This is a genomic window from Thermomonas paludicola (assembly GCF_024498955.1).
Lineage (GTDB): Bacteria > Pseudomonadota > Gammaproteobacteria > Xanthomonadales > Xanthomonadaceae > Thermomonas > Thermomonas paludicola.
On sequence record NZ_CP093311.1, the window covers coordinates 325341 to 350847 of the forward strand.

27 protein-coding genes and 1 other RNA gene are annotated in these 25507 nt (G+C 68.5%); 21 read left to right on the top strand and 7 right to left on the bottom strand.

Annotation, left to right across the window (positions count from 1 at the left end):
• The first annotated feature begins 11 nt into the window (after positions 1-11).
• The 4 genes from gspD to LIW09_RS01475 all read left to right on the top strand — a co-directional run bounded on the left by gspD (position 12) and on the right by LIW09_RS01475 (position 4492).
• Positions 12-2177: a type II secretion system secretin GspD gene (gspD, locus tag LIW09_RS01460; protein ID WP_256646221.1), complete on the top strand. Its 2166-nt coding sequence runs from the start codon at positions 12-14 to the stop codon at positions 2175-2177.
• Positions 2174-3028, top strand: a complete 855-nt coding sequence (locus LIW09_RS01465) for a glycosyltransferase family A protein (protein WP_256646222.1) — start codon at positions 2174-2176, stop codon at positions 3026-3028. Before gspD ends, LIW09_RS01465 begins: the two co-directional genes overlap by 4 nt.
• Positions 3025-3882, top strand: a complete 858-nt coding sequence (locus LIW09_RS01470) for a glycosyltransferase family 2 protein (RefSeq protein ID WP_256646223.1) — start codon at positions 3025-3027, stop codon at positions 3880-3882. The genes LIW09_RS01465 and LIW09_RS01470 overlap by 4 nt, the downstream gene beginning before the upstream one ends.
• Positions 3883-4099: 217 nt before the next feature.
• Entirely contained in the window at positions 4100-4492 is a 393-nt protein-coding gene (locus LIW09_RS01475) for a YbjN domain-containing protein (RefSeq protein WP_256646224.1), read from the top strand.
• A 77-nt stretch (positions 4493-4569) separates the two neighbouring features.
• On the opposite strand, the gene pyrF is transcribed toward LIW09_RS01475, so the two are convergent.
• From pyrF to LIW09_RS01490, 3 genes are all read right to left on the bottom strand, one after another.
• Entirely contained in the window at positions 4570-5388 is an 819-nt protein-coding gene (gene pyrF / locus LIW09_RS01480) for an orotidine-5'-phosphate decarboxylase (protein ID WP_256647112.1), read from the bottom strand.
• 54 nt (positions 5389-5442) lie between these two features.
• Positions 5443-7107, bottom strand: coding sequence for an energy-dependent translational throttle protein EttA (gene ettA, locus LIW09_RS01485; protein WP_256646225.1), 1665 nt, complete (start codon positions 7105-7107; stop codon positions 5443-5445).
• A 130-nt stretch (positions 7108-7237) separates the two neighbouring features.
• Complete coding sequence (locus tag LIW09_RS01490) at positions 7238-8269, bottom strand: YeiH family protein (protein WP_256646226.1); 1032 nt, start codon at positions 8267-8269, stop codon at positions 7238-7240.
• A gap of 91 nt (positions 8270-8360) precedes the next feature.
• On the opposite strand from LIW09_RS01490, the gene LIW09_RS01495 reads away from it, so the two are divergent.
• The 9 genes from LIW09_RS01495 (at position 8361) to thiL (ending at position 16006) form a co-directional block, all read left to right on the top strand.
• Positions 8361-9269 (top strand): LysR family transcriptional regulator, encoded by a 909-nt coding sequence (locus LIW09_RS01495; RefSeq protein ID WP_256646227.1) that lies wholly within the window; start codon positions 8361-8363, stop codon positions 9267-9269.
• A 71-nt stretch (positions 9270-9340) separates the two neighbouring features.
• Entirely contained in the window at positions 9341-10612 is a 1272-nt protein-coding gene (gene glyA, locus LIW09_RS01500; protein ID WP_256646228.1) for a serine hydroxymethyltransferase, read from the top strand.
• Between the two features lie 6 nt (positions 10613-10618).
• Complete coding sequence (gene nrdR / locus LIW09_RS01505) at positions 10619-11191, top strand: transcriptional regulator NrdR (protein ID WP_256646229.1); 573 nt, start codon at positions 10619-10621, stop codon at positions 11189-11191.
• A gap of 5 nt (positions 11192-11196) precedes the next feature.
• A complete protein-coding gene (gene ribD / locus LIW09_RS01510) occupies positions 11197-12288 on the top strand; it encodes a bifunctional diaminohydroxyphosphoribosylaminopyrimidine deaminase/5-amino-6-(5-phosphoribosylamino)uracil reductase RibD (protein ID WP_256647113.1) in 1092 nt (363 codons plus the stop codon).
• Positions 12288-12890: a riboflavin synthase gene (locus LIW09_RS01515; protein WP_256646230.1), complete on the top strand. Its 603-nt coding sequence runs from the start codon at positions 12288-12290 to the stop codon at positions 12888-12890. The genes ribD and LIW09_RS01515 overlap by 1 nt, the downstream gene beginning before the upstream one ends.
• A complete protein-coding gene (ribB, locus tag LIW09_RS01520) occupies positions 12887-13993 on the top strand; it encodes a 3,4-dihydroxy-2-butanone-4-phosphate synthase (RefSeq protein WP_256646231.1) in 1107 nt (368 codons plus the stop codon). The genes LIW09_RS01515 and ribB overlap by 4 nt, the downstream gene beginning before the upstream one ends.
• A 29-nt stretch (positions 13994-14022) precedes the next feature.
• The gene (gene ribH / locus LIW09_RS01525; protein ID WP_256646232.1) at positions 14023-14502 is read left to right on the top strand and encodes a 6,7-dimethyl-8-ribityllumazine synthase; all 480 of its coding nucleotides are present in this window, start codon (positions 14023-14025) and stop codon (positions 14500-14502) included.
• Positions 14499-14951: a transcription antitermination factor NusB gene (gene nusB, locus LIW09_RS01530; protein ID WP_256646233.1), complete on the top strand. Its 453-nt coding sequence runs from the start codon at positions 14499-14501 to the stop codon at positions 14949-14951. The genes ribH and nusB overlap by 4 nt, the downstream gene beginning before the upstream one ends.
• A 113-nt stretch (positions 14952-15064) precedes the next feature.
• Entirely contained in the window at positions 15065-16006 is a 942-nt protein-coding gene (gene thiL, locus LIW09_RS01535) for a thiamine-phosphate kinase (RefSeq protein WP_256646234.1), read from the top strand.
• 6 nt (positions 16007-16012) lie between these two features.
• Here the strand turns inward: thiL and LIW09_RS01540 are convergent, their stop codons facing one another.
• Genes LIW09_RS01540 through LIW09_RS01550 form a run of 3 tightly spaced genes read right to left on the bottom strand, consistent with a single transcriptional unit; the run spans position 16013 to position 19115 of the window.
• Positions 16013-17392: an FAD-binding oxidoreductase gene (locus LIW09_RS01540; protein ID WP_256646235.1), complete on the bottom strand. Its 1380-nt coding sequence runs from the start codon at positions 17390-17392 to the stop codon at positions 16013-16015.
• Positions 17393-17398: 6 nt separating this feature from the next.
• Positions 17399-17782 (bottom strand): YraN family protein, encoded by a 384-nt coding sequence (locus tag LIW09_RS01545; RefSeq protein WP_256646236.1) that lies wholly within the window; start codon positions 17780-17782, stop codon positions 17399-17401.
• Positions 17769-19115 (bottom strand): penicillin-binding protein activator, encoded by a 1347-nt coding sequence (locus LIW09_RS01550; protein WP_256647114.1) that lies wholly within the window; start codon positions 19113-19115, stop codon positions 17769-17771. Before LIW09_RS01550 ends, LIW09_RS01545 begins: the two co-directional genes overlap by 14 nt.
• 69 nt (positions 19116-19184) lie before the next feature.
• On the opposite strand from LIW09_RS01550, the gene rsmI reads away from it, so the two are divergent.
• The 5 genes from rsmI (at position 19185) to LIW09_RS01575 (ending at position 23416) form a co-directional block, all read left to right on the top strand.
• Positions 19185-20006 carry a 16S rRNA (cytidine(1402)-2'-O)-methyltransferase gene (rsmI, locus tag LIW09_RS01555; RefSeq protein ID WP_256646237.1) on the top strand — a complete coding sequence of 274 codons (822 nt, stop codon included), beginning with the start codon at positions 19185-19187 and terminating at the stop codon, positions 20004-20006.
• Between the two features lie 39 nt (positions 20007-20045).
• Positions 20046-20498: RNase P RNA component class A (gene rnpB, locus LIW09_RS01560), an RNA gene on the top strand.
• A gap of 420 nt (positions 20499-20918) precedes the next feature.
• Positions 20919-21581 carry a glycosyltransferase family 2 protein gene (locus LIW09_RS01565; protein WP_256646238.1) on the top strand — a complete coding sequence of 221 codons (663 nt, stop codon included), beginning with the start codon at positions 20919-20921 and terminating at the stop codon, positions 21579-21581.
• A 33-nt stretch (positions 21582-21614) separates the two neighbouring features.
• A complete protein-coding gene (locus tag LIW09_RS01570; RefSeq protein WP_256646239.1) occupies positions 21615-21845 on the top strand; it encodes a hypothetical protein in 231 nt (76 codons plus the stop codon).
• The gene (locus LIW09_RS01575) at positions 21842-23416 is read left to right on the top strand and encodes an ArnT family glycosyltransferase (RefSeq protein WP_256646240.1); all 1575 of its coding nucleotides are present in this window, start codon (positions 21842-21844) and stop codon (positions 23414-23416) included. The genes LIW09_RS01570 and LIW09_RS01575 overlap by 4 nt, the downstream gene beginning before the upstream one ends.
• Here LIW09_RS01575 and LIW09_RS01580 read toward each other — a convergent pair.
• Positions 23361-23759: a GtrA family protein gene (locus LIW09_RS01580; RefSeq protein ID WP_256646241.1), complete on the bottom strand. Its 399-nt coding sequence runs from the start codon at positions 23757-23759 to the stop codon at positions 23361-23363. The genes LIW09_RS01575 and LIW09_RS01580 overlap by 56 nt on opposite strands.
• A gap of 31 nt (positions 23760-23790) precedes the next feature.
• Here LIW09_RS01580 and LIW09_RS01585 point away from each other — a divergent pair, with 31 nt between their 5' ends.
• Genes LIW09_RS01585 through mraZ form a run of 3 tightly spaced genes read left to right on the top strand, consistent with a single transcriptional unit; the run spans position 23791 to position 25457 of the window.
• Positions 23791-24621: a ChbG/HpnK family deacetylase gene (locus tag LIW09_RS01585; protein ID WP_256646242.1), complete on the top strand. Its 831-nt coding sequence runs from the start codon at positions 23791-23793 to the stop codon at positions 24619-24621.
• 43 nt (positions 24622-24664) lie between these two features.
• Entirely contained in the window at positions 24665-25042 is a 378-nt protein-coding gene (locus LIW09_RS01590) for a hypothetical protein (protein WP_256646243.1), read from the top strand.
• Positions 25011-25457, top strand: coding sequence for a division/cell wall cluster transcriptional repressor MraZ (mraZ, locus tag LIW09_RS01595; protein WP_256646244.1), 447 nt, complete (start codon positions 25011-25013; stop codon positions 25455-25457). The genes LIW09_RS01590 and mraZ overlap by 32 nt, the downstream gene beginning before the upstream one ends.
• Positions 25458-25507: the final 50 nt, after the last annotated feature.

Consider the following 25507-nt stretch of genomic DNA (forward strand, 5'->3'; position numbering starts at 1 on the left):
AAATGCATGCCATGAACTGGACGTTCCACTTTCGCGCCGTTCGCCCGCTGCTGGTCGCCCTGCTGCTGGGCGTGCTGGCGGCTTGCGCCAGTGCGCCACAGCCGCAGCTGCACCGGGCCGGGCAAGTGGGCGCAGCGCCCGAGGCGCAGGCGGGCAGCGGCGATCTTCGCAAGGACGTGCTGCAGGAGCTGGGCAACGAAGCGCCGCAGCCGGTGATCCGGCGTGGAAGCGGGGTGCAGATCAACCAGGCGGTGGCCGCCACGCCGCCGCCGTCACTGGCCAGCAGCGGGCAGGCCAGCTTCAATTTCGAAGGTGAATCCCTGCAGGCGGTGGTCAAGGCGATTCTTGGCGACATGCTGGGCCAGAACTACAGCATCGCGCCAGGCGTGCAGGGCACGGTGACGGTGGCCACGCAGAAGCCGGTGGGCGCCGCGGGTGCGCTCAGCCTGCTCGACCAGGTGCTGGCGCAAAACGGCGCACGCATGGTGTACAGCGACGGCCGCTACAACATCGTGCCGGCCGACCAGGCGCTGCAGAGTGGCGCGGTGCCGCGCACCGGCTCGCCGGCGCTGGCGCGCGGTTTCGAGTCGCGGGTGGTGACGCTGCGTTACGTGGCGGCTGCGGAAATGGAGAAGATCCTCAAGCCGTACGCGCGGCAAGGCGCCATCGTCAGCGTCGATGGCGCGCGCAACCTGCTCACCATCGCCGGCACCCGCGCCGAGCTGGAAAATTACCTGCACACCATCCAGGTGTTCGACGTGGACTGGATGGCCAGCATGTCGGTGGGCGTGTTCCCGCTGCAGTCCGGGCGCGCCAGCGACGTGGTGCAGGATCTGGAGCGGGTGTTCGGCGAGCAGGGCAAGACCCCGGTGGCCGGCATGTTCCGCTTCATGCCGCTGGAATCCACCAATGCGGTGATGGTGATCACCAGCCAGCCCGGTTATCTGGACGAAATTCGCCAGTGGATCGACCGCATCGAGGGTGGCAGCGGCGACGGTCGCCTGTTTTCCTATGAGCTGAAGTACGTCAAGGCGCGCGATCTTGCCGACCGCCTTGCCGAGGTCTTCGGCGGCAGCAGTGACGGCGGGCGGGATGCCGCGTCGCTGATGCCGGGGCTGCAGTCCAGCGACGTGCGCGATGGCGGTGACCCTGCCAGGTCCGCACAGTCGGGCACCGACACCGGCGGTCTTGGCCAGGGCGGCAGTCTGCCGCAGGCTTCATCCGGCAATGGCCGGGTCACCCTGAAAGTGGGCGGCAGCGAGGTTGGCGTCTCGGCGGTGGAAGACACCAATACGCTGCTGGTGCGCGCAGGCGCCGCGCAGTGGAGGTCGATCCGCGAGGTGATCGAGCGCCTGGACGTGATGCCGATGCAGGTGCATATCGAAGCGCAGGTGGTCAGCGTGACGCTGAAGGGCGCGCTGCAATACGGCGTGAGCTGGTTCTTCGACAATGCCGTTGCCGACAAGGGGCTACCCTTCCCCACCGGGCGCAACAGCTGGGGCAGCCATGCCGGCAGCGTCGCGCCGCAGGCCAATGGCGGCGGCAACCTGCTCAGCTGGACCTTCATGGGCAGCAGCGCGGCGGCCATCGTGCAGGCGCTGGACAATGTCACCGACGTGCGCACCCTGTCCTCGCCGTCGGTGATGGCGCAGAACAACCGCGAGGCGGTGTTGAACGTCGGCCAGCGCATTCCGATCGCATCGGTCAGCTTCAATCCGCAGACCGGCGGCGACAACGGCACCTACAGCCAGGTGCAATACCTGGACACCGGCATCATCCTCAAGGTGCGTCCGCGCATCACCCGCGACGGCATGGTGTTTCTGGACATCGTGCAGGAAGTCAGCAAGCCCACCGGCGTTGCGGACAAGTTCGGCAACGTGCGCATCGACACCAGCAAGGTCACCACCAGTGCAGTGGCGCCCAGTGGCGAGACCGTGGTGCTTGCAGGCCTGATCAGCGATGGTCAGGAACGCACGTCCACCGGGATTCCTGGCCTCAGCCGGATTCCGGTGCTGGGTGGACTGTTCGGCCAGCAAGGCAACAGCAAGACCCGCGACGAGCTGGTGGTGCTGATTACGCCCACGGTGGTGCGCAATCCGTTGGAAGCACGCAACCTGACCGATGAATACGGTCGCCGCTTCCGCGCACTGGAGCCGATCTACAAGCCGAAAAAATGAGCCAGCCCGGCGCGCCGCTGCCTGTGGTGCTGGTGCCGGTTGGCGCCAACGAGGATGCGCTTGACGCGTGTCTTGCCGCGCTGGATGCCGGCACCCCTGCCGGCACGCGGGTATGGCTGGCCGACGATGCCCAGGCGGGGCCGCGCGGCCTGGCCATCATCCAGCGCTGGTTGGCGTGCACGCCGCTGCAGGCGGCGCATACGCGGCGTGCAGCAGCATTGGGCGAAGCCGCGCATCTGGATGAAGCACTACGCGGCTGCGGTGAGGCTGACGTAGCCGTGCTTGCCAGTGATGCCTGCCCGGTCCCCGGCTGGTTGGAGCAGCTTGCGGCCTGCCTGGCCGGCGATCCCGGCATCGCGACCGCCACGCCCTGGAGCAATGCCGGTGAGGTGGCGTCGTGGCCGAGGATCGGCGAAGTGGCAGCGCTCGACATCGCGGCATGGCGCCTGTCTGACGCCTGCGCCAGATTGCCGCACACCCATCCCGAGCTGCCGGCGGCAGTGGGGCATGCGGTGCTGTTGCGCGGCCGGGCGCGGGTCGAGGCCGGCGGGCTGGACGCCTCAAGCTATCGCTCCTGGTACGCAGCGCTGATTGACCTGTCACTGCGCATGGCCGGACTGGGCGGGCGCAACGTGCTGTGCGCGAATACCTTCGTCCTGCGCAATGGGGAAGGAATACCGCAGCCGGGCGACATGGATGCGCTGTCCGCGCGCTGGCCCGCCTGGCATGCGCGCATCGCCCATTGCCTGATGCACGATCCGCTGCGCGCACTGCGGCAGCGGCTGGGCAGCGAACTGGCGCAGCTGGATCGGCTGCCGCCACAGGCGGATCTGTTTGCGGACGCGTTGTGAACGGCGGTGGCATCGCCGTCATCGTGGTGTCCTGCAACAGTGAGGAGACCATCGATGAATGCCTGACGCGGCTGCGCGCAGCGGCAGGCGTCAGCGAGATCCGGGTGGTGGACAACGCCTCGACGGACAGCACGCTGGAACACGTGCAGCGGCATGCGCTGCGGGATCGGCGACTGCGCTTCATCGCCAACCCGGACAATCCGGGCTTCGCGGTGGCCTGCAACCAGGGCGCGAGGGCCAGCGACGCGCCGTGGCTGGCGTTCGTCAATCCCGACTGTTTCCTCGACACCGACAGCTTGCTGCGGTTGCTTGCACATGCCGAGCCGGCGGGGCAGGCGTTGCTGGGGGCCAATCTGGTGAATGAGGCGGGCGTGCCCGACGTTGCCGCGCGTCGGCGCGACGCCGTGTTTTCCGCGATGCTGCGACCGCCGTGGCGCACGTCGCTGGCGGTGCCGGCGGATGCTGCGCTGGCGCTGCAACGCGTCGATGCGGTGTCCGGCGCGCTGCTGCTGCTGCCGCGCGCGCTGTTCCTGCGCATCGATGGCTTCGACGAAGGGTACCGGCTGCACGTGGAAGATCTGGACCTGTGCCGCCGCGCGCGTGCGGCCGGGGCAATGGTCGCCTGCGCCAACGATGTGCGTGTGCTGCATGTGCGCGGGGTGTCGTCGCGCTCGAGGCCGGTATTCGTCGAATGGCACAAACATCGCGGGCTGTGGCGCTATTTCCGCAAATTCGAAGCCGCCGGTCACGGGTTTGCCGTGAGGGCCGCGGTGTTTGTGCTGATCTGGGCGCGCTGTCCCCTGGCCATCCTGCGCGCCGCCGTGGGTGCCCGTGGGGCGACAGGCGCCGAATGAGCCGGCAGGCCTGCGCAGCTGCGGGATAGCAAATGCGTCGCGGCGCGTTATGCTAGGCCTCCGGCGCCTGCATGCGTGCCAGCCGGCGCAGGCCCGGGCTTCCAGCAGGGAGCCACCACGCAACGGACGAGGAGGATGTATGGCAACAAGTCAGGGGAATCGCGGGTTCAGGAAGCTGTGGTCGGGCGTGCTGCTTGCGCTTGCGTTGTGCATGCTCATGCCGTCGGCGTACGCGCAGCAGGTGTTCACCACCATCACCAGCGGCCAGGTCAAGGCCATCATGCAGGGCGAGGGCTATGTCGTCACCACCAATGACGACGGCAAGCTGATCTGGAAAATCGATGGCAACAAGACCGCCATGCTGCTTGGCAGCGACAACGACTCGCTGCAGTTCTACGCGGCCTTCGCCGGTGGTGGTTCGTCGCTGGCCAAGGTCAATGCCTGGAACAAGAGCAAGCGCTATTCGCGCAGCTACATCGATGACGATGGTGACCCGGTGCTGGAGCTCGATCTGGACCTGGCCGGTGGCGTCACCCGCGCCCGCATCGTCGACTTCCTCAAGACCGCGCGCCTGTCGTTCGTGGCGTGGCGTGACGAAGCGGTGGATTGACGCAGCGCGGGTCGAGGACCTGGTTCGAACTGAAATGCCCGTCTTTCGACGGGCATTTCCTTGTGCGACGCCGGGGATCAGCGGCGATGCCGATTGATCTGATCGCGCAGTGATTTTGCCGCATCTGCAGCGGCGTCCGCATAGCCTTCGCCGCGCGACGCGTACAGGATTCCGCGCGAGGAATTGATCATCAGCCCGGTGCCGTCGGCGGTTCGGCCGTTGCGCACTACCGCTTCCACGTCGCCGCCCTGCGCGCCGACGCCGGGGATCAGCAGCGGCATGTCGCCGACCATCCCGCGGATCGCGGCGAGCTCTTCCGGGAAGGTGGCGCCGACCACCAGTGCGCAGTTGCCGTCGCCGTTCCAGTCGTTGGCAATGGTGCGGGCGATGTGCTGGTACAGCGGCGCGCCGTCCACCAGCAGTTCCTGGAAATCGCGGGCGCCGGGATTCGAGGTGTGGCAGAGGAACACGCAGCCGCGGTCGTTGTACTGCAGGAACGGATCGGCGGAATCGCGCCCCATGTAAGGGTTCAGCGTCACCGCGTCGGCACCGAAGCGCTCGAACGCCTCGCAGGCGTACTGCTGCGCGGTGCTGCCGATGTCGCCGCGCTTGGCGTCCAGGATCACCGGCACGTCCGGGTGGGCGCCGTTGAGGTGCGCGATCAGCCGCTGCAGCTGCGCCTCGCCGTTGTTGTGCGCGGCGAAGTAGGCGATCTGCGGCTTGAACGCGCAGGCGTATTCCGCGGTGGCATCACTGATGTCGCGGCAGAACGCGAACAGCGCATCGCCATCGTCCACGAAGCGGTCGGGGAACTTCGCCGGATCGGGGTCGAGGCCGACGCAGAGCAGGGTGTCGGCGTCGCGCCAGCGGGCGCGCAGTTTGTCGATGAAGCCCATGGTGTCCTCCTGCTGCATGCAAGGACGCCCACGTTGCCGTGGGCGTCCAGACTGTTACTTCAGCGCCTTGAACCGCAGCCGCTTCGGGCCGGCCTCGTCGCCCATGCGGCGGCGCTTGTCTTCCTCGTACTCGCGGTAGTTGCCCTGGAAGAACTCCACGTGCGAGTCGCCCTCGAAGGCGAGGATGTGGGTGGCGATGCGGTCGAGGAACCAGCGGTCGTGGCTGATCACGAAGGTGTTGCCGGGGAACTCCAGCAGCGCGTCTTCCAGCGCGCGCAGGGTTTCGATGTCCAGGTCGTTCGACGGTTCGTCGAGCAGCAGCACGTTGCCGCCCTGCAGCAGCGTCTTCGCCATGTGCAGGCGGCCGCGTTCACCGCCGGACAGCGTGCCCACCAGTTTCTGCTGGTCCTGGCCCTTGAAGTTGAAGCGGCCGATGTAGGCGCGCGACTGGATCTCCACGCCGTTGATGTTGAGGATGTCCAGCCCGCCGGAGACTTCCTGGAACACGGTGTGGTTGCCTTCCAGCGCGCCACGGCTCTGGTCCACGTAGGCGAGGTTCACGGTCGGGCCGATGTTGATCGAGCCGGAATCCGGCTGCTCCTGCCCGGTGATCATCTTGAACAGCGTGGACTTGCCCGCGCCGTTCGGGCCGATGATGCCGACGATGGCTCCCGGTGGCACGATCATGGACAGGTTGTCGATCAACAGGCGATCGCCGAAGCTCTTGCTGACGTTCTTGAACTCGATCACCGAGTTGCCAAGGCGCTCGCCCGGCGGAATGAAGATTTCATTGGTCTCGTTGCGGCGCTGGTAATCCACCGACTGCAATTCGTCCAGCCGCGCCAGGCGCGCCTTGCCCTTGCTGCGGCCGCCCTTGGCGTTCTGCCGCGACCATTCCAGTTCTTTCTGGATCGCTTTCTGGCGCGACTTTTCCTGATTGTCTTCCTGCTTCAGGCGATCATCTTTCTGGGTCAGCCAATCGGTGTAGTTGCCCTTCCACGGGATGCCGCGGCCGCGATCCAGTTCCAGGATCCACTCGGCGGCGTTGTCGAGGAAGTAGCGATCATGGGTGACCGCCACCACGGTGCCGGTGTAGCGATGCAGGAACTGCTCCAGCCATTCCACCGACTCGGCGTCGAGGTGGTTGGTGGGTTCGTCCAGCAGCAGCATGTCGGGCTTCTGCAGCAGCAGGCGGCACAGCGCGACGCGGCGCTTCTCGCCGCCCGACAGCTTGCCGACGATGGCGTCCCACGGCGGCAGGCGCAGCGCGTCGGCGGCCACTTCCAGCTGGTTTTCCAGCGTATGCGCGTCGCCAGCGGCAAGGATCGCCTCCAGCCGTTCCTGCTCCTTGGCCAGCGCGTCGAAGTCGGCGCCTTCCTCGGCGTAGGCGGCATAGACCTCGTCCAGCCGCGCCTGCGCCTGCAGCACTTCGCCCACGCCTTCCTCCACCGCCTGGCGCACGGTGTGCTCGGGGTTAAGCTCGGGCTCCTGCGCCAGATAGCCGACCTTGATGCCGGCTTGCGGGCGCGCCTCGCCTTCGAAATCCTGATCCACGCCGGCCATGATCTTGAGCACGGTGGATTTGCCGGAGCCGTTCAGCCCCAGCAGGCCGATCTTGGCGCCGGGAAAAAAGCTCAGCGAGATGTCCTTGATGATCTGCCGCTTGGGCGGGACCATCTTGGACACCTTGTTCATGGTGTAGATGTACTGCGATGACATGCGTGCTCCGGGCGTGCGGCGGCGGCCTGCGCGGTGCAGGGCCACAAGGGTGTTCGGAATCCGCGATTATAGCGGTTAGCGGCCTGCAAACCGCTGCCGAGGCGCGGCGGAGCCGTGCCGCCGGTGAGGTTCAGGTCAGGCCCATCGCCTGCTGTGCCACCAGGCTGGCGGCGGCCACCGCAAACCAGGTGCCCAGGCCCAGCAGGATCGGGCGTGGCCCGGTTGCGCGCATTTGCCTGATGTCGGCCGACAGGCCAATGCCGGCCAGCGCGGCGACGATGCAGAGCTGCGCCGCCCAGTGGAGGATGTGCAGGGCCGACGCCGGCAGCCAGCCGGTACTGCCGGCGGCCGAGGCGGCCACGAAACCGAGGATGAACCACGGAAAATTGGCGAGCAGCGAGGCATGGCCCGTGCCGTCGCGGTTGCGCCGCGCCACCCACATCGCCAGCGCAAGCGTCACCGGCACGATCAGGCTGGCGCGGGTGAGTTTGACCACGGTGGCCAACTCGCCAGCGGCCTGGCTGTATTGGTAGCCGGCGACCACTACCGACGAAGTGTCGTTGATCGCGGTGCCTGCCCACAGGCCGAAGCCGTGGTCGCTCAGCCCCAGCAGGTGTCCCAGCGGGGGAAACAGCAGCGCGCCGGCGACGTTGAACAGGAAGATGATGGTCATCGACAGCGCGATTTCGTGGTCGCGGGCGCGGATCACCGGGGCGGCTGCGGCGATGGCGGAACCGCCGCAGATGGCGGTGCCGATGCCGATCAGCACCGGCAGCGCGCCACTCAGGCGCAGCAGGCGGCTCAGGCCCCAGGCGGTGAGAAAGGCGACCGCCAGCGTGACCAGCGTCAGTGGCAGCGAGTCCAACCCGGTTTTTGCCACCTGCGCCAGCGACAGCCCGAACCCGAGCATCACCACCGATGCGCGCAGCAGCGGGCCGTGCGCAAACGCGATGCCGGCGTGATGACGCGGTTGGGGGATGCCGGTGGTGCCCAGCGCCAGTCCCAGCAGCAGGGCCGACACCGCGCCGCCGACCACCGGCAGCCACGCGCCGATCAGCAGGGCCGGCACCACCACCAGTGCCACCAGCAGCAGCCCGCTGCGGCGCGCGCGCCGCGGGTCGGATGGGGTGGATGCAGAGGCGACCTCGGGAGCGGCGGTCATGGCGATGTGCCAGTTCGATGTGGCGCCAGTTTGAGCGAGATAGTCACTCAGAAATACTTTTGATTATTTATCCATGCGATAAGATTATCTAATGCACTACGCCAGCCCGCGCCAGCTCGAAGTGTTCGTGCACACGGTGGCCTGCGGCAGCCTGCGCGGCGTGGCGGACGCGCTGCACCTCACCCAGCCGGCGGTCAGCATGGCGCTGGCCGAGCTGGAACGGCTGCTGGGCGGCGAGTTGTTCGATCGCCGGCGCGGACGATTGCACCTGAGCGCTCGCGGGCGCGCCCTGCTGCCGCTGGCACAGGAGCTGCTGGAGCGGCATCGGGAATTTGCCGGGTTCGATTCGCATGGCATCGCCCCCGGTAGCGAGCTGCGTATCGGCGCCAGCAATACCGTGGGCAATTATCGGATCGGTGAATTGCTGGCGCCCTTCGCGCAGGCGCAGCCTGCGGTACGCCTGCGCTTGCAGGTGGAAAACACCCGCAGCATTGCCGCCGCGGTGCTCGACGGCAGCCTGGATGTCGGCTGCGTGGAAGGCCCGGTGATGCATGCGGATCTGCAGCGGCAGCATTGGCGCGATGACGTGCTGGTGGTGTGTGCCGCCATCGATCATCCGTTGGCCGGGCGGCGCGGCCTGCGGCCCGATGACTTCCATGGCGCGCGCTGGGTGCTGCGCGAGCCGGGATCGGCGACCCGCGAGATGAGCGAGCGCCTGCTGTCCCGACTGCCGGCGCCGGTCGCTCTGCTGGAATTGAACCAGACCGAGGCGGTAAAGCAGGCAGTGGTGGCGGGGCTGGGCCTGGCCTGCCTGCCGGAGGTGGCACTGACCGATGCAGTGGCCGCCGGGCGTCTGGTCGTCCTGGACACCCCGTTTGCGCAACTGCGCCGCAGCTTGTCGCTGCTGTGGCTGCGCAAGCGCTACCAGGCGGCGGCGCTGCGCGCTTTCCTGGCCGCGCATGCACCGCCGCCGGATGCGGGCGGCCCGGTGGCGGGTTGAGGCCGGTTGGAACCGCTCAGGGCCGTGCTGCGGGCTACAATTGCAATCCCCCCCCCGATGTCGGAGCTCCGATGTTTTCCCGTGCCGATCTGATTGCTGGATTCGACCCCGAGTTGGCCAAGGCCATCGCCGATGAAAACCGCCGGCAGGAGGATCACGTCGAACTGATCGCTTCGGAGAACTACGCCAGCCCGCGGGTGATGGAAGCGCAGGGCAGCCAGTTGACCAACAAATACGCGGAAGGGTATCCGGGCAAGCGCTATTACGGCGGTTGCGAATACGTGGACGTGGCCGAACAGCTCGCCATCGACCGGGTCAAGCAACTGTTCGGCGCCGACTATGCCAACGTGCAGCCGCACAGCGGCAGCCAGGCCAACCAGGCGGTGTATTTCGCGCTGCTGCAGCCCGGCGACACCATTCTCGGCATGTCGCTGGCGCACGGCGGCCACCTGACCCACGGGGCCAAGGTCAACGCCTCGGGCAAGCTGTTCAACGCGGTGCAGTACGGCGTCAACGACGAAGGCCTGATCGACTACGACGAAGTCGAACGCCTCGCGCTGGAGCACAAGCCGAAGATGGTGGTGGCGGGCTTCTCCGCCTATTCGCAGGTGGTGGACTGGGCGCGCTTCCGCGCCATCGCCGACAAGGTGGGCGCCTGGCTGTTCGTGGACATGGCGCACGTGGCCGGCCTGATCGCCGCCGGCGTGTACCCCAGCCCGCTGCCGCACGCGCACGTGGTGACCTCCACCACCCACAAGACCCTGCGCGGCCCGCGCGGCGGGATCATCGTCGCCAGCCGCGCGGCGATGGGCGATGCGGCAGAGGAGATCGAGAAGAAGCTGCAGTCGATCGTCTTCCCCGGCATCCAGGGCGGCCCGCTGATGCACGTGATCGCGGCCAAGGCGGTGGCGTTCAAGGAGGCGCTGGAGCCGGCGTTCAAGGACTACCAGCAGCAGGTGGTGAAGAACGCCCAGGCCATGGCCGACGTGATCATGCGGCGCGGCTACAGGATCGTCTCCGGCGGCACCCGGAACCACCTGATGCTGGTCGACATGATCGGCAAGGACGTCTCCGGCAAGCAGGCCGAGGAAGCGCTGGGCAAGGCGCACATCACGGTCAACAAGAATTCGGTGCCGAACGACCCGCGCAAGCCCTTCGTCACCTCCGGCCTGCGCATCGGCACGCCGGCGGTCACCACCCGTGGCTACAAGGAGCCCGATTGCGTGGCGCTGGCCGAGTGGATCTGCGACGTGCTGGACAACCCGAACGACGACAACGTCATCGCCGGCGTGCGCGCGAACGTCGAGAAGCAGTGCAGGCAGTTCCCGGTCTACGGCGACTGATCGCAAGTGCACTGTCCTTTCTGCCAGCACAGCGACACCCGCGTGATCGACTCGCGGGTCAGTGAGGATGGCGCGACCATCCGCCGCCGCCGCGGCTGCGAAGCCTGCGGCGAGCGGTTTTCCACGCTGGAAACCATCGAGCTGAAGCTGCCGGCGATCATCAAGTCGGATGGTCGGCGCGAGGCGTTCGATGCGCGCAAGCTGCGCATCGGGTTCGATCGGGCGTTGCAGAAGCGGTCGGTGTCGGAAGAACAGGTCGAGGCGGCGGTGCGCGCGGTGGTCCACCAGTTGCGGATGACCGCCGAGCGCGAGATCCACGCGCGCAGGATCGGCGAGTTCGTGATGGCCGAACTGCGCAAGCTCGACCACGTCGGCTATGTGCGCTTTGCCTCGGTCTATCGCAGCTTCGAGGACGTGGCCGATTTCCGCGAGGAACTCGATCGGCTGGAGCGCGAGCTGCCAGGCGAAGGCCAGTTGCCGCTGCTGGACGAGGGGAAACGCGGCGCGGAGCCAAAATCGGGGCCAGAGCCGCTTTTCACGCGCGGGTCCTCGAAGCCCGGCAAGGAAAAGGAAAAGTGACGCGTCTGCTGTTTTCCCCCGATGACCATGCGCTGATGGCGCGCGCGCTGCGGCTGGCCGAGCGCGGGGCCTTCACCACCCGCCCGAACCCGATGGTCGGCTGCGTGATTGCACGGGGCGCGGAGGTGGTCGGGGAAGGGTGGCACCAGCGCAAGGGCGGCCCGCACGCGGAAGCGTTCGCGCTGCAGGCGGCCGGTGAACGCGCGCGCGGCGCCACGGCTTACGTGACGCTGGAGCCCTGCGCGCACGCCGGCAGCACCCCGCCGTGCGCCGATGCGCTGCTGGGCGCCGGCGTGTCGCGGGTGGTGGCGGCGATGCGCGACCCGTTCCCGAAGGTGGACGGTGCCGGCTTCGAAATGCTGCGCGCGGCAGGCATTGCCGTTGAATCCGGGTTGATGGAAGCGCAGGCGCGCGAGCTCAACCGCGGCTTCCTGTCGCGCATCGAACGCGGCCGCCCGTGGTTGCGGGTGAAGCTGGCCACCAGCCTGGACGGCCGCACGGCGATGGCATCGGGCGATTCCCGGTGGATCAGTGGCGAAGCATCACGACGCGATGTGCACCGCTGGCGCGCGCGCAGCGGCGCGCTGCTGACCGGCGCCGGCACCGTGCTGGCCGATGATCCGCAACTCACCGTGCGCCTGGAAGATGGCAGTGATTTCGTGCCGCCGCTGCGGGTGGTGCTGGACCCCGGCTTGGCCACGGTGGCGCGCGGTCGCGTTCGCGAGGGCGACGCGCCCACGCTGTACGTGCACGCGCCCGAAGCCAGGCTGCCGCGTGGGCTGAACATCGACCACGTCGCGGTGGCGGTGCAGGGCACGCGCTTCGACCTGCAAGCGGTGCTGCGCCTGTTGGCCGCGCGGGGCGTCAACGAAATCCAGCTGGAGGCCGGCGCAACCCTGGCGGGCGCGTTCCTGTCCGCTGGGCTGGTGGATGAGTTGCTGCTGTACGTGGCGCCGGTGCTGCTGGGCGAACATGCGCGGCCGCTGTTCGACGGCCTGCACATCGATGCGATGGCGCAGCGTCTGCGGATGCGGCGCATCGACAGCGCCGTGGTAGGCGAGGATTTCCGCCTGTTGCTGCGGCCGGAGGAGGGTTGATGTTTACCGGATTGATCGCTGGCGTGGGCCGGCTGTCCGCGCGTGAATCCCGCGGCGGCGACGCCCGCCTGCTCATCGACATCGGCACCCTGCCGTTCGATGGCGTGCAGTTGGGCGAAAGCATCGCGGTCAACGGCTGCTGCCTGACCGTGGTCGAGTTCGACGCCCGCAGCTTTGCCGTGGATGCTTCCAATGAAACGCTGGCACTGACCACGCTGGGCGCGCTGGACATCGGCGCGCCGCTGAACCTGGAGCGGGCGATGCTGCCCACCGACCGCCTCGGCGGGCACCTGGTCAGCGGGCACGTGGATGGCTTGGCGACGGCGCAGCAGTGCTGGCAGGACGCGCGTGCGGTGCGCTGGCGGTTCGCCGTTGCGACGCCGCTGCTGCGCTACATCGCGCACAAGGGTTCGGTGTGCGTGGACGGCGTCAGCCTGACCGTGAATGCCGCCGACGACGCGGGGTTCGAGGTCGCGTTGATCCCGCATACCGTGGCACATACCGCCTTCCATGCACTGCGCGTGGGTGATGCGGTCAATATCGAAGTGGATCTGCTGGCGCGCTACATGGAGCGGCTGCAGGCAACGAAGGACTGGACATGAGCTTTGCAAGCATTCCCGAACTGCTGGACGAACTGCGCGCCGGGCGCATGGTGGTGGTGGTCGACGACGAGGATCGCGAGAACGAAGGCGACCTGATCATGGCCGCCGAGCTGGTCAAGCCGACCGACATCAATTTCATGGTGACCCACGCGCGCGGCCTGGTGTGCCTGTCGCTGACCCGCGAGCGCTGCGCGCAGCTGGGCCTGAATCCGATGGTGCGCGACAACACCTCGCAGCATCACACCAACTTCACCGTCAGCATCGAGGCGGCCGAAGGCGTCACTACCGGCATCAGCGCCTACGACCGCGCGCATACCGTGCGCACCGCGGTGCGGCCGGATGCCAAACCCGCCGATCTCAGCCAGCCGGGGCATATCTTCCCGTTGATGGCGCAGCCCGGCGGCGTGCTCTCGCGCGCCGGGCATACCGAGGCGGCGGCGGATCTGGCGCTGCTGGCGGGCTTCGAGCCCTCCGGCGTGCTGGTGGAAATCCTCAATGCCGACGGCAGCATGGCGCGACGGCCGCAGCTGGAACTGTTCGCACGCGAGCACGGCTTGAAGATCGGTTCGATCGAGGACCTGATCCGCCATCGCCTGGAAACCGAAAACACCGTCGAGCGCATCGACAGTCGTCCCATCGGGACCGACCACGGCCCGTTCGTGCTGAACACCTATCGCGATCGCCTGACCCGCGGCCTGCACTACGCGTTGGTGCGCGGTGAGGTGATGGGTGACGAACCGGTGCTGGTGCGGGTGCAGCAGCAGAACCCGCTGGCCGACGCGCTGCACTGGCGGCGCGCCGATTTCGGGCCGCTGGTGGGCGACGTGCTGGCGATGATCGCCGCCGAGGATCGCGGCGCGCTGGTGCTGCTGGGCGACGCGCCCGATGCCGATGCCACCCTGGCCCGCATCCGCGAACAGCCGGCGCCGCCCGCCAGCAAGGCCGGTGCGCTGGCGCAGTGGCGGCGCAACGGGGCGGGCTCGCAGATCCTGGCCGACCTGGGGGCGCGCCATCTGCGCGTGCTGGGCACCCCGCGCCGCCAGGTGGGCCTGGCCGGCTACGGGCTGGAGGTGGTGGAGTACGTGGCGCTGCCGGCGCGGTAAACTGCACGACCGTCCAACGCCAGCCTGCCATGCCGCATATTGAAGGCGACCTGCGTGCCCCCGAGGGCGCGCGCTTCGCAATCCTCGCCAGTCGCTGGAACCCGCGCATCGTCGATGCGCTGGTCGTTTCCGCGCAGGCCACGTTGGTCGCCAATGGCGTGGACGCGGCGCTGATCGATGTCGTGCGCGTGCCCGGCGCCTGGGAGCTGCCGGTGATCGCGCGCGAGCTGGCCATGGCCGGTCGGCATGCGGCCATCGTCGCACTGGGTTGCGTGGTGCGCGGTGATACCCGCCACTACGAGCAGGTGGCCGATGGCGCGTCCAACGGCCTGCTGCGGGTCGCGCTGGACACCGGCGTGCCGGTGATGAACGGCGTACTGGCGGTGGAGATGTTCGAGGATGCCACGGCACGTGCCGGCGGCAGTCATGGCAACAAGGGCGAGGAATGCGCGCTGGTCGCCATCGAGATGGCCGATTTGCGCCGCAAGCTGCAGGAGATCACGAAATGAAGCACCACCGTCGTCCCGATGGGCTGGATCCTGTTGCCCGTTCGCGTTCGCGTCGGCGCGCCCTGCAGGCGATCTATGCGTGGCAAATCAACCACGCCAACGAGCACGACCTGATCGCCCAGTTCGCCCACGAACAGGCGCATGAAGTGGCCGACCTCGAATACTTCGAGGATCTGGTGCGTGGAGTGATGCGCCATGTGGCCGAACTCGACGCCGCGTTGCTCGGGCATCTGGACCGCGAGATCGATGAAGTGGATCCGATCGAGCGCGCCGCGCTGCGCATCGCCGCCTACGAACTGACGCATCGCGCGGACGTGCCGTATCGCGTGGTGATCAACGAGGCCATCGACTCGACCAAGCGCTTCGGCTCCGAGCACGGCCACACCTACGTCAACGGCGTGCTGGACAAGGCTGCGGCCGCGTTGCGTGGCGTGGAAGCGAAGAAATGAAGCGCCCCCTCCCCTGCGCGCAGGGGAGGGCTGGGGCGGGGTTGGTTGGTGGCAGCCGCGCCCCGGTCTACCCCCTCCCAGCCTCCCCCTGCTTGCCGGGGGGGGTGTAAAAAATGGAATTCGATCTGATCGCCCGCATTCGCGCCCGTGCTGCGGCCCGCGCCGACGTGGCGCTTGGCATCGGCGACGACTGCGCACTGTTGTCGCCACCGCCCGGCATGCAGTTGGCGCTGACCATGGACACGCTGAATGCCGGCGTGCATTTCCCTGCGGATACCGCGCCGGCCGATATTGGCTGGAAGGCGCTTGCGGTGAACCTGTCCGACCTTGCCGCGATGGGTGCGCAGCCCGCGTGGTGCACGCTGTCGCTGTCGCTGCCCGAGGCCGACATGGCGTTTGTCGATGCGTTCCTCGACGGCTTCCTGGCGCTGGCACAGCGGCATGGCATCGCCCTGGTCGGCGGCGACACGACGCGCGGCCCGCTGTCGATCAGCATCGCCGCGCACGGGTTCGTGGCGCCGGGCAAGGCATTGCGCCGCGATGGAGCGGGCGCGGGTGACGCAGTCTGGGTGAGCGGCACCGTGGGCGATGCGGCCGGCGCGTTGGCGCAGTGGCAGGCAGGCGGGGCGACGCACGCTGCGCTGCGTGCGCGGCTGGACCGGCCGGTGCCGCGCATCGAACTCGGGTCCGCGCTGCGCGGTTTGGCGACCGCCTGCATCGACGTCTCCGACGGATTGCTCGCCGATCTTGCGCACATCTGCCGCGCCAGCGGCGTTGGCGCGGAGATCGATATCGACGCGCTGCCGGCCAGCGCAGCGCTGCGCGAGCAGTTCGATGCACCTGCGCGGCACCTGCTGCAGGCCACCGGCGGCGACGATTACGAGCTGTGCTTCACCGCATTGCCTTCGCGGCACGAGGACGTCCAGGCGCTGGCCGCCAGGCTTGCGCTTCCGTTGACCTGTATCGGCAGGATTGTCGATGGCAACGGCGTGGCATGCGACGGCCTGGCGATGGGCGATGCCAGGCCGGGCTTCCAGCATTTCGCCACGCGTTGACCCGGATCAGGTGGCGTCCGGCAACACCTTGCCCGGATTGAGGATGCCGGCCGGGTCGAGCGCGCGCTTGACTGCGCGCATCGCCTCCAGCGTGGCGGCATCAAAGGCCTGCGCCATGAAATCGCGCTTGGACAGGCCGATGCCGTGCTCGCCAGAGAGCGTGCCGCCCAGCGCCAGCGCCAGCGTGAATACCTTTGGCAGCGCCGCCTGCGCGCGTGCGGTTTCGGCGGCATCGTCCGGGTGGTAGAGGAGATTGACGTGCAGGTTGCCGTTGCCGGCGTGGCCGAAGCAGACGATGGTCAGCGCGCATTCGTCCGCCAGCGCCTCGACCCCGGCCACCAGGTCGGGGATGCGCGAGACCGGCACCACCACGTCTTCGTTGATCTTGCCGGGGGCGATACTGCGCAGCGCCGGTGACAATGCGCGCCGCGCCGCCCACAGCTTGTCGCGGGCGATGCCGTCCTGCGCCACGTCCATGTCGATCAGGCCGTCGCCGTCGGCAGCTGCACCGAGTGCGGCGAGGATATCGGGCAGGCCATCGTGGCTGCCGTCGGCTTCGATCAACAGCATCGCGCCGGCCTCGGGCACATCGCTGCCGTTGCGGCGCAGCAGTTCGAGGCTGCGGCGATCCATGAACTCCAGCATCGCCGGCACGACGGGCTGCGCCATCAGCCGCGAGACGGCGGCGGCGGCGCTGGCGGCATCGCGATAGAACGCGCGCAGACCGGCCTGTGCCTGCGGGCGCGGCGCGAGCTTCAGCGTGGCTTCCACGATCAGTGCCAGCGTGCCTTCGCTGCCGACCAGCAAATGGGTGAGGTCGTAGCCGCTGGAATCCTTGGTGTATGCACCGCCGCAGCGGATCAGTTCGCCCGCGCCGGTCACCGCCACCAGCCCCAGCACGTTGTCGCGGGTTGCGCCGTATTTCACGGCGCGCGGGCCGCCGGCATTGGTGGCCAGGTTGCCGCCGACGCTGCACATGTCGGCGCTGGACGGATCCGGCGGCCAGAACAGGCCGTGTGCCTGCAGCGCTTGCTGCAGCGCGCCGTTCAATAGGCCGGGTTCGACCACCACGCAGCGGTCGGCGGCGCGTATCTCGAGGATGCGATTCATGCGCGCGAACGACACCACCACGCTGCCGGCGGAAGGCACCGCGGCGCCGGTGGTGCCGGTGCCGGCGCCGCGCGCCACGAGCGGGACGCGGCACGCGCGGCACGCACGCACGATGGCGACGACTTGTTCGCGCGTGCGCGGAAACGCCACTGCGGCGGGCAGCGCGTGGCGGCGCGAATCGTCGCCACCGTGGGCCTCGCGCGCGGCGTCATCCGTGTGCCAGCCGTCGCCCAGCAGCGCGGACAGTTCGGTGACGATGGTGTCGGGCAGGGTCATGCGTCTTTAGTGGTCGTCGGCGCGAAAAGCATCGCGCAGCCAGTCGATATGCGGCGCGCGGGGGTCGCCGCTGGCGGCGATCACGTCGAAGCGGCAGGGCGCATCGGCATGTCGCGGGTGGCGGGCGAGATAGAGCCGCGCGGCGCCCACCAATTTGCGGCGCTTGCCGGCATCCACCGACGCGGCGCTGCCGCCGAAGGCGTCGCTGGCGCGATAGCGCACTTCCACGAACACCACGGTGGCGCCCTCGGCCATCACCAGGTCGACTTCGCCGATACGCGCGCTGGCGTTGCGGGCCAGCAGGCGCAGGCCCTGCTTCTGCAGCCAGGCCAGCGCGGCGGCCTCCACCGCATCGCCACGCGCGCGCCGATCGGGTTCAGCGTGCGCCATCGGCCAGCGGCACCGGCTCGCCGGCGGTAAAGCGCGACCATGCCGGCCGGCGCAGCACGTTGCCGAAGCCGTCAAGGCTCAGCTGGCCGGTGGCGCCGGCAACGCTGGCGTTCGGCATCAGCGCCAGATGTTCCAGATAGGCGGTGAGCAGCCAGGCGTCGTAACCGAATGCGAACAGGCGTGCGGCCGGCCCGCGGGCAGTGGCGAGCTGGGTGCCGACGCTGGCCTGCGACGGCAGGCCGTCCACGCGATGCACCAGCCACGGTTCGATGGGAAAGATGATGCCGTCCAGCACGATGTCTTCAGAAGCCTTGCCGGTGCCCGAGGTGATTTGCGAACTGGCCACGTGCGGCACGTTGCCCAAGCCGGCGGTGGTCAGCTGCGGGGCCACGGTGCGGGCCTGCGGTCCTTTCAGCACCAGCAACACGGCATCCGGCATGTCGGTCTGCGCAACTTGATGCAAGGCATCGGTCATCGACCCGCCGACCCCCAGGCTTGCCACGACCTTCACGCTGCGGCGCTCCAGCTGGGCTTTGGCGGCTTCGGTGGTGCGCCGCTGTGCCTCTTCGCCGCCCGAGATCAGCAGCACGCGCCGGCTGCCGCGCTCGATCAGGTATTGGGCGAGGCTGACGCCCTCGTCCTCGGGCGACAGCGAAAACGCCGCACTGCCGGGCGGCGGGCTGCGCAGGCCGCGATTGAGCGCCAGCAGCGGCAGGGTGAGGCCGTCGTCGGTAAACGTGGCATCGACCTCGTCGCGGCCCAGCGGGCCGACGATCAAATCGTTGCCGTCCGCAGCCGCCCGCGCCAGCGCGGATTGGCTGCCGCCCGCGGTGTCGTAAAAGTGCAGCGCCGGGCGCCGGCGTGATTCGCCGTAGTAGCCGGCCAAATAACCATCGCGCACGGCAGCGGCAGCGGCGGTCTGGCTGCCGGATAGCGGCAGCAGGATGCCGACCTTCAGCGGTGGCCGGTAGCCATCGTGGTCTGCCGGCGGACGAGTGGCGGCGCCGAAGCTGGTCTCGCCGCGATCGAATGCGTGCGGCAACGGCAGGCCACGGCGCAGCAGTGCCCGGCCGGCGAAGTTGTACAGCGCGTCGCCGGCGGGCAGACGGGCGGCGTCGCGCGCCAGGGCGGCGTCGTCGAGCTGCGCCAGCAGACGTTCAATGGCCTCGGTGTTGGCGCGCCGCGCCTGTCCGCTCAGGCCCGCATGAGCCGCGGCCAGCGCCTGCGCCTGCATGGTCACCGCGGCATAGGCCGGGGCTGCTTGCGGGGGACGAGTGTCCACGTTGGCGCAGCCGGCCACGGCCAGCAGCAGGGTGACGATTGCAATTCGCATCAGGGCCACGGTTGGGCGCTCGTTCGGTAACCGGCTACGATTCTACCTGCGCACACGTGGAAGACAGGCATGCAAGACACCGGAACGCTTCACGTCGTGGCCACGCCGATTGGCAATCTGGGCGACTTGAGTCCACGCGCGCTGGACACCCTGCGCGCCGTCGCGGCCATCTGTGCCGAAGACACCCGTCGCAGCGGCCAGCTGCTGGCGCATTTCGGCATTGCAAAACCGCTGCTGGCGCTGCACGAGCACAACGAAGATGCCATTGCACAGAAACTGGTGGCGCGCCTGCTGGCCGGCGAGTCGCTGGCACTGGTTTCCGATGCGGGCACGCCGCTGGTCTCCGATCCCGGTTTCCGGCTGGTGCGCGCCGCGCGCGCGGCCGGCGTGAAGGTCAGCCCGGTGCCGGGCGCGTCGGCGCTGATCGCGGCCTTGAGCGTGGCCGGGTTGCCCAGCGACCGCTTCGCGTTCGAGGGCTTCCTGCCGGCGAAGGCTGCGGCGCGACGCGAGCGCTTGCAGGGCCTGGTGGCCGAACCGCGCACGCTGATCTTCTACGAGTCCTCGCACCGCATCGGCGAGACCCTGGCCGACATGGCGCTGGCGTTCGGCGATGAGCGCCCGGCGGTGCTGGCCCGCGAACTGACCAAACTGTTTGAAACCGTGCTGGATGGGACGTTGTCCGGCCTGCTGGCGCAGGTCGAAGCCGACCCCGACCAGCGCAAGGGCGAGTTCGTGCTGCTGGTACAGGGCGCGGGCGAGGATGCGGATGCCAGGGTGGCAGAAGGTCGGCGCCTGTATGCCGCGATCAGCCAACACCTGCCGCCCTCGACCGCAGCCAGGTTGGCCGCGGATTTGTCCGGCGCGCCGCGCAAGGCGTTGTACGGGGGATAAGGGCACGCCGTGCCGGCACGTGCGACAATCCGCCCCGGCGGAGTCGGCCAGGCAGTCGCGTCATCCTTCGGGATGCCGAGGAAAGTCCGGGCTCCACAGGGCACGGTGCCAGGTAACGCCTGGGCGGCGCGAGCCGACGGAAAGTGCAACAGAAAGATACCGCCGATGGCCCTGTCACCCCTTTGCCGCCGCTGGCCGACATGGCCAGGCTCTGGACGTGTCGGCGCAGCCGACCAGATCTTTTCCGGAGCCGGCAAAGGGGTGGCAGGGATCAGGCAAGGGTGAAATGGTGCGGTAAGAGCGCACCGCGAGTCTGGCAACAGACCGGCACGGCAAACCCCACCGGGAGCAAGACCAAATAGGGAGACGATGAGGCGGCCCGCCGAGTCTCCGGGTAGGTTGCTCGAGCGTATCGGCGACGATGCGCCTAGAGGAATGGCTGCCACGGCGCGCAAGCGCTGACAGGACCCGGCTTATCGGCCGGCTCCGCCCCTTCGCGTGCCATGGGCCCGTAGGCCCTGTCACCGTGATGCCGTGCGCCTTGAGACTGTCGAAAGGCGCGGCGAAGTGCCGCGCTTGCGGGCTGTCCCGTCGGTGGTTCGACAGGCTCACTACGAGTGGGAGTACTCACGGGCGGTCGAGATCCGGAATTCCATTGACTCATCACGAGCGGGAGTCGCCCGGCTGGCGATACGCGGAGTGCGCGCGAGGGTTGCCGAGTGATACGTAACACTTGGCTGTGTCTCGGTTGAGACAGGCTTACGCCGGATCGATCATATATAGTTCCAGTGGCGTTGGAGTCCGGCGCTGGATGAGGCCTGTCGCATGCACCCCGTTTCCGAATCTTCCCCGTCACGGGATCCGGCCGTTGGTGGTGCCGCGCAGTCCGCGCGCGCGCGCGCGCGGCCCAGCATGTCTTGCGTCATTCCCTGCCGCAACGAGGCGGGAAACCTCGACCTGCTGCTGCCGCGGCTACTGGCTGTGCTGGAACCGCTGGCCCCGTCATGGGAGGTGATCCTGGTCGATGACGGCAGCACCGACGACACCCCGCAGCGGCTGGTGGAGTGGGCCCGCCGTGCCGGCATCCGTTCGGTCGAGCTGTCGCGCAACTTCGGCAAGGAGGCGGCGCTGACCGCCGGGCTGCAGACCGCGCGCGGCGAGGTGGTGGTGATGCTGGATGCCGACCTCCAGCATGAGCCGGAGCTGATCCCGACCCTGCTGGAAAAATGGCGGGAAGGTGCCGACAGCGTGTACGCCGTGCGCAGCAACCGCGCCGACGAAAGTCTGTTCAAGCGGCTCGGCGCGCGCGGCTTCTATGCGCTGGTGAACGCGGGAGACCGGGTGAAGATCCCGCCCGACGCCGGCGATTTCCGACTGATGGATCGTGCGGTGGTGGAGGCGCTGCTGGCCCTGCCAGAGTGCAACCGGTTCATGAAGGGGCTGTACGCCTGGGTCGGGTTCCGCGCGGTGGCGGTGCCCTACATGCCGGCCGCGCGCGCCGGCGGACGCACCCATTTCCGGCCGATGCGGCTGGTGAGCTTTGCCCTGGACGGCCTGATCGGCTTCTCCACCTAGCCGCTGCGCCTGCTTACCCTGACCGGCTTTGCGTTGGCGCTGCTGGCGTTCGGCTACGGCCTGCTCCTGGTGGTCGAATACCTGTTGCACGGACACCGGGTCAGTGGCTGGACCACCATCGTCGTCGGCGTGATGTTCTCCGCCGGGCTGCAGCTGGTCTCGCTGGGGGTGGTTGGCGAATACGTCGGGCGCATTTTCGAGGAGGTCAAGCGGCGTCCGCTGTACATCGTCAGGCGCCGTCACGGCCAGGGGCTGGGCGAATGAGCGCGCCGTCGCGGGACGCCCACCCCGGGCTGGCACGGATCGCCCTGCTGGCCCTGCTGTGGCTGGCGCTGCTGGCCTGGGCGCGACCGCTGTTGCTGCCCGACGAAGGCCGCTACGTCGGCGTGGCTTGGGGCATGCTGCGCAGCGGTGATTGGCTGACCCCGACCCTGGACGGGCTGCCGTACTTCCACAAGCCGCCGTTGTTCTACTGGATCACCGCGACTGCGATGAAGTTGTTCGGGGTGTGGGAGTGGCCGGCGCGGTTGGCGTCGGTCCTTGGCGCGTGGGCCGGGGCGCTGGCAGTGTTCCTGCTGCTGCGACGCTGGTGGGGCGAGCGCGATGCGCGTCTGGCGCTGTGGGTCCTACTGCTGCAGCCGGCGTTCTACCTGGGCGCGCAGTTTGCCAACCTCGACATGCTGGTGGCCGGCGCGATCACCGTCACCATCGCGCTGTTGGCGCAGGCGGCGCTGGCGCTGGAGCGCGACCAGCCTTACCGCAGCGCGCTGCTGGGCGCGTATGTCGCGGCCGCGCTGGCTGTGCTGGCCAAGGGCCTGATCGGAATGGTGCTGCCGGGGCTGGTGGTGACTGCCTGGCTGCTGTCGGGCGGACGCTGGCGCACCTGGCTGCGGCTGCTTTCGCTGCCGGGGCTGGTGCTGTTCGCGCTGGTCGCGGCGCCATGGTTCATTGCCATGCAGCAGCGATTTCCGGAATTCCTGCATTACTTCTTCGTGGTTCAGCACTTCCAGCGCTTCGCGGAATCCGGCTTCAACAACGTGCAGCCGTTCTGGTTCTATCCGGCGGTGCTGGTGCTGGCCACCCTGACGTGGTTGCCCTGGCTGAAGCCGCTGTTCGCGCGTGGCGAGACCGTCGATCCGCTGCGCGCCGACCTGCGCCGGCTGATGTGGCTGTGGGTGGTGCTTGTGACCGGGTTCTTCTCGCTACCGGCGTCCAAACTGGTGGGCTACATCCTGCCGGCGATCCCGCCGCTGGCGGTGCTGTTGGCGGACGGGGTCGCGGTCTATCGCAGGCGGCATGGCCGCCTCGGGCGCGGCTGGTGGGCCAGCGCCGGTGTCTCGGTGGCGTTTTGCGTGCTGGTGATCAGCGTGCTCGCGGCGCGCACGCCGCATTCGAGCAAGGGGCTGGGGCTGGAGCTGCGCGCCCAGCGCCAGGCGGGCGAGCCGGTGTTCCTGCTGGGCGAGTATTACTTCGACCTGCCGATCTACGCGCGCCTGGAACAGCCGGTGGCCTACGTGCTGGACTGGGACGACCCGGCGATCCGCGCGCGCGATACCTGGCGCAAGGAACTGGCCGATGCCGGTGGCTTCGATCCGGCGCTGGCGCCCACGCTGCTGCTGCGTCCAGTGCAGCTGGCGCCGTCCCTGTGCCGGTCGCCGGTGGCCTGGCTGGTGGGGCCGCGGGCCGCGCCGCAGACGTTCCCGGTGCTGGGGCAGGCGCGTCAGGTGGCGGCGAATGGCGAAGCTGCGCTGTGGCGGATCACGCCTGCCGCGCCCGCGGTCAGGGCTGCCCTGGGCTGCCCCGGAACACCCACAGCCGGCTCACCATCCAGGTGATTCCGGCCACGAACACCAACACTGCACCCAGCAGCAGCTGGTAGCCGATCCGGCTGACGTGCAGCGCCAGCGCGTAGGTGGCCTCGTTCAGGGTGAAGCCGAAAGCCGAGAGCAGGAAGAACCGGCGCGCCGAATCGCGCACCGGCACGCCATGCCCGCGGAAAGTCAGGTGGTGATGGCCAGCGAACGACACCGCGAAAGCCACCAGCCAGCCCAGCACATTGGCCGCCAACGGCGGCAGGCCGGCGTGTTCCACCAGCGCCACCACCACGAGCCAGTGCACGGCGGCGGCGGCGCAGCCGACGGCGATGAAGCGGAGCGGACGCGGGATGTGGTGCAACATGTCGGGTTCAGGGGCCGGAGAGGCGAAGCGGATGGAAACGGGACTGTGCATCTGTGCCGATGATTACGGGCTGGATGCGGGGGTCAACGCTGCGGTGGCGCAACTGGCGGCGCGCGGTCGCCTGCAGGCGACTGGCGCGCTGGTGGGTGCACCTGCCTGGCGGCAGGGGCTGCAATGGCTGCGCGACAGCGCCGGCAGCGGGCTGGAGGTTGGGTTGCATCTGGACTTCACCGAGGTGCCGCTGACGCCGGGCGCGCGCCATCGGTTGCAGGCATTGATAGCGCAATCCTACGCAGGTTCGCTCGGGGCCGCGATGGTGCGCGCCGAGATCCGCGCCCAGCTGGATGCGTTCGAGGACGGTCTGGGGCGTGTGCCGGCATTCGTCGATGGCCACCAGCACGTGCACCAGCTGCCGGTGATCCGCACCGTGCTGCTGGAGGAACTGGCGCGACGCTATCCGGCTTCCGGGATGCGGCCGTGGCTGCGCGATACCCGCGGCCGCTGGGCGGCGATGCGGGTAGCGGGCCTGCAGGACGCTGCCAAGGCGGCGGTGATTGCGGCGCTGGGCGCGCGTGCGCTGGCGGCCGGCGCGCGCCGCGCCGGGTTCCGCCAGAACTGCGGTTTCCTCGGCGTGTACGGCTTCGCCGGCGGGCAGGCCCGCTATGCCGGGCTGCTGCGCGGCTGGCTGGCCGCAGCGCGGCAGGCCGATATGCTGATGTGCCACCCCGGCGACCGCGCTGGCGATGCGCTGGCCGCGGCGCGGCAGGCCGAGTTCGCGGTGCTGGCGGCGCCTGCGCTGGACGACTGGCTGGCGCAGGCAGGTGTGCGGCTGGCACCGATGCGGACGCTGCTCGCGGCTTGAGCTGGCGGTCGGAGCCGTCCACCAGCACCGCCGTCAAGCGGGGATGACTGCTTCAGGCGAGCGCAAGCAGGCACGTGCGCACATTGTGCCGCCCGTGATGGCGGGATTTGCTGCGGCGCAGCAATCCGGTGGGAGCGGGCATACGCCTGAATGCGGCGAGGCCGGAACGCGTGTGCTGTTTCAAAATTTGATACAGAACATAAGCTTGTGGATAAAGCTTGAACAAGTTCTTGAAGTTTTACGCAAGTCATTGACGCGGCAAAAGAAAATTCACGCCGAACGTGTTGACACCCGTGGATTGCCTGCTAAGGTGGCGCTTCGTGGGAAAACCGGGAAAATTGTGGTTTTCTTGGGTGAACTCCGCCGCAGACGGGGGCAGCAAGGGCAGCATGTTCCAGGGCGAAACCGCCATCACCATTGACGACAAGGGCCGGCTGTCGATTCCGACTGCCTACCGGGATCTTGTTGCGCGCGAATGTGGCAATCGCCTGGTGGTGACTTACAACCCGTTCGAGAACGGCTGCCTGTACGTGTACCCGCACGCGGTGTGGGAGCGGGTGCGCGACCAGGTCAACGCCTTGCCGAAGACCCGGAAGACCAGCCGCGTCCTGCAGCTGAAATTGGTGGGCGCGGCAGCGTTTGCCGAGCCTGATGGCAATGCCCGCATTTCGATTCCTGCAAGCCATCGCAGTGCGGTGGGCATCGAAAAGCGCGCCGTCCTGCTGGGCATGGGCGAGAAGTTCGAGCTGTGGAGCGAGCAGGCACATCACGAGCAGATCCGGCAAACCCTCGGGGACGCCGATCTGGGCGATGACCTGCTGGATCTGACGTTGTGAGCGGCGGTGGCGCGGGCATCGCGTCCGCCCACCTCCCGGTGTTGTTTGCC

What these genes read in the sequence shown, in the direction of transcription:
- gspD (WP_256646221.1), top strand. Translation starts at nt 12, where the DNA reads ATGAACTGGACGTTCCACTTTCGCGCCGTTCGCCCGCTGCTGGTCGCC.
- LIW09_RS01465 (WP_256646222.1), top strand. Translation starts at nt 2,174, where the DNA reads ATGAGCCAGCCCGGCGCGCCGCTGCCTGTGGTGCTGGTGCCGGTTGGC.
- LIW09_RS01475 (WP_256646224.1), top strand. Translation starts at nt 4,100, where the DNA reads ATGCCGTCGGCGTACGCGCAGCAGGTGTTCACCACCATCACCAGCGGC.
- pyrF (WP_256647112.1), bottom strand. Translation starts at nt 5,388, where the DNA reads ATGGGCTTCATCGACAAACTGCGCGCCCGCTGGCGCGACGCCGACACC.
- ettA (WP_256646225.1), bottom strand. Translation starts at nt 7,107, where the DNA reads ATGTCATCGCAGTACATCTACACCATGAACAAGGTGTCCAAGATGGTC.
- LIW09_RS01490 (WP_256646226.1), bottom strand. Translation starts at nt 8,269, where the DNA reads ATGACCGCCGCTCCCGAGGTCGCCTCTGCATCCACCCCATCCGACCCG.
- LIW09_RS01495 (WP_256646227.1), top strand. Translation starts at nt 8,361, where the DNA reads ATGCACTACGCCAGCCCGCGCCAGCTCGAAGTGTTCGTGCACACGGTG.
- glyA (WP_256646228.1), top strand. Translation starts at nt 9,341, where the DNA reads ATGTTTTCCCGTGCCGATCTGATTGCTGGATTCGACCCCGAGTTGGCC.
- LIW09_RS01515 (WP_256646230.1), top strand. Translation starts at nt 12,288, where the DNA reads ATGTTTACCGGATTGATCGCTGGCGTGGGCCGGCTGTCCGCGCGTGAA.
- ribB (WP_256646231.1), top strand. Translation starts at nt 12,887, where the DNA reads ATGAGCTTTGCAAGCATTCCCGAACTGCTGGACGAACTGCGCGCCGGG.
- ribH (WP_256646232.1), top strand. Translation starts at nt 14,023, where the DNA reads ATGCCGCATATTGAAGGCGACCTGCGTGCCCCCGAGGGCGCGCGCTTC.
- nusB (WP_256646233.1), top strand. Translation starts at nt 14,499, where the DNA reads ATGAAGCACCACCGTCGTCCCGATGGGCTGGATCCTGTTGCCCGTTCG.
- thiL (WP_256646234.1), top strand. Translation starts at nt 15,065, where the DNA reads ATGGAATTCGATCTGATCGCCCGCATTCGCGCCCGTGCTGCGGCCCGC.
- LIW09_RS01540 (WP_256646235.1), bottom strand. Translation starts at nt 17,392, where the DNA reads ATGACCCTGCCCGACACCATCGTCACCGAACTGTCCGCGCTGCTGGGC.
- LIW09_RS01545 (WP_256646236.1), bottom strand. Translation starts at nt 17,782, where the DNA reads ATGGCGCACGCTGAACCCGATCGGCGCGCGCGTGGCGATGCGGTGGAG.
- LIW09_RS01550 (WP_256647114.1), bottom strand. Translation starts at nt 19,115, where the DNA reads ATGCGAATTGCAATCGTCACCCTGCTGCTGGCCGTGGCCGGCTGCGCC.
- rsmI (WP_256646237.1), top strand. Translation starts at nt 19,185, where the DNA reads ATGCAAGACACCGGAACGCTTCACGTCGTGGCCACGCCGATTGGCAAT.
- LIW09_RS01565 (WP_256646238.1), top strand. Translation starts at nt 20,919, where the DNA reads ATGTCTTGCGTCATTCCCTGCCGCAACGAGGCGGGAAACCTCGACCTG.
- LIW09_RS01575 (WP_256646240.1), top strand. Translation starts at nt 21,842, where the DNA reads ATGAGCGCGCCGTCGCGGGACGCCCACCCCGGGCTGGCACGGATCGCC.
- LIW09_RS01580 (WP_256646241.1), bottom strand. Translation starts at nt 23,759, where the DNA reads ATGTTGCACCACATCCCGCGTCCGCTCCGCTTCATCGCCGTCGGCTGC.
- LIW09_RS01585 (WP_256646242.1), top strand. Translation starts at nt 23,791, where the DNA reads ATGGAAACGGGACTGTGCATCTGTGCCGATGATTACGGGCTGGATGCG.
- LIW09_RS01590 (WP_256646243.1), top strand. Translation starts at nt 24,665, where the DNA reads ATGACTGCTTCAGGCGAGCGCAAGCAGGCACGTGCGCACATTGTGCCG.
- mraZ (WP_256646244.1), top strand. Translation starts at nt 25,011, where the DNA reads ATGTTCCAGGGCGAAACCGCCATCACCATTGACGACAAGGGCCGGCTG.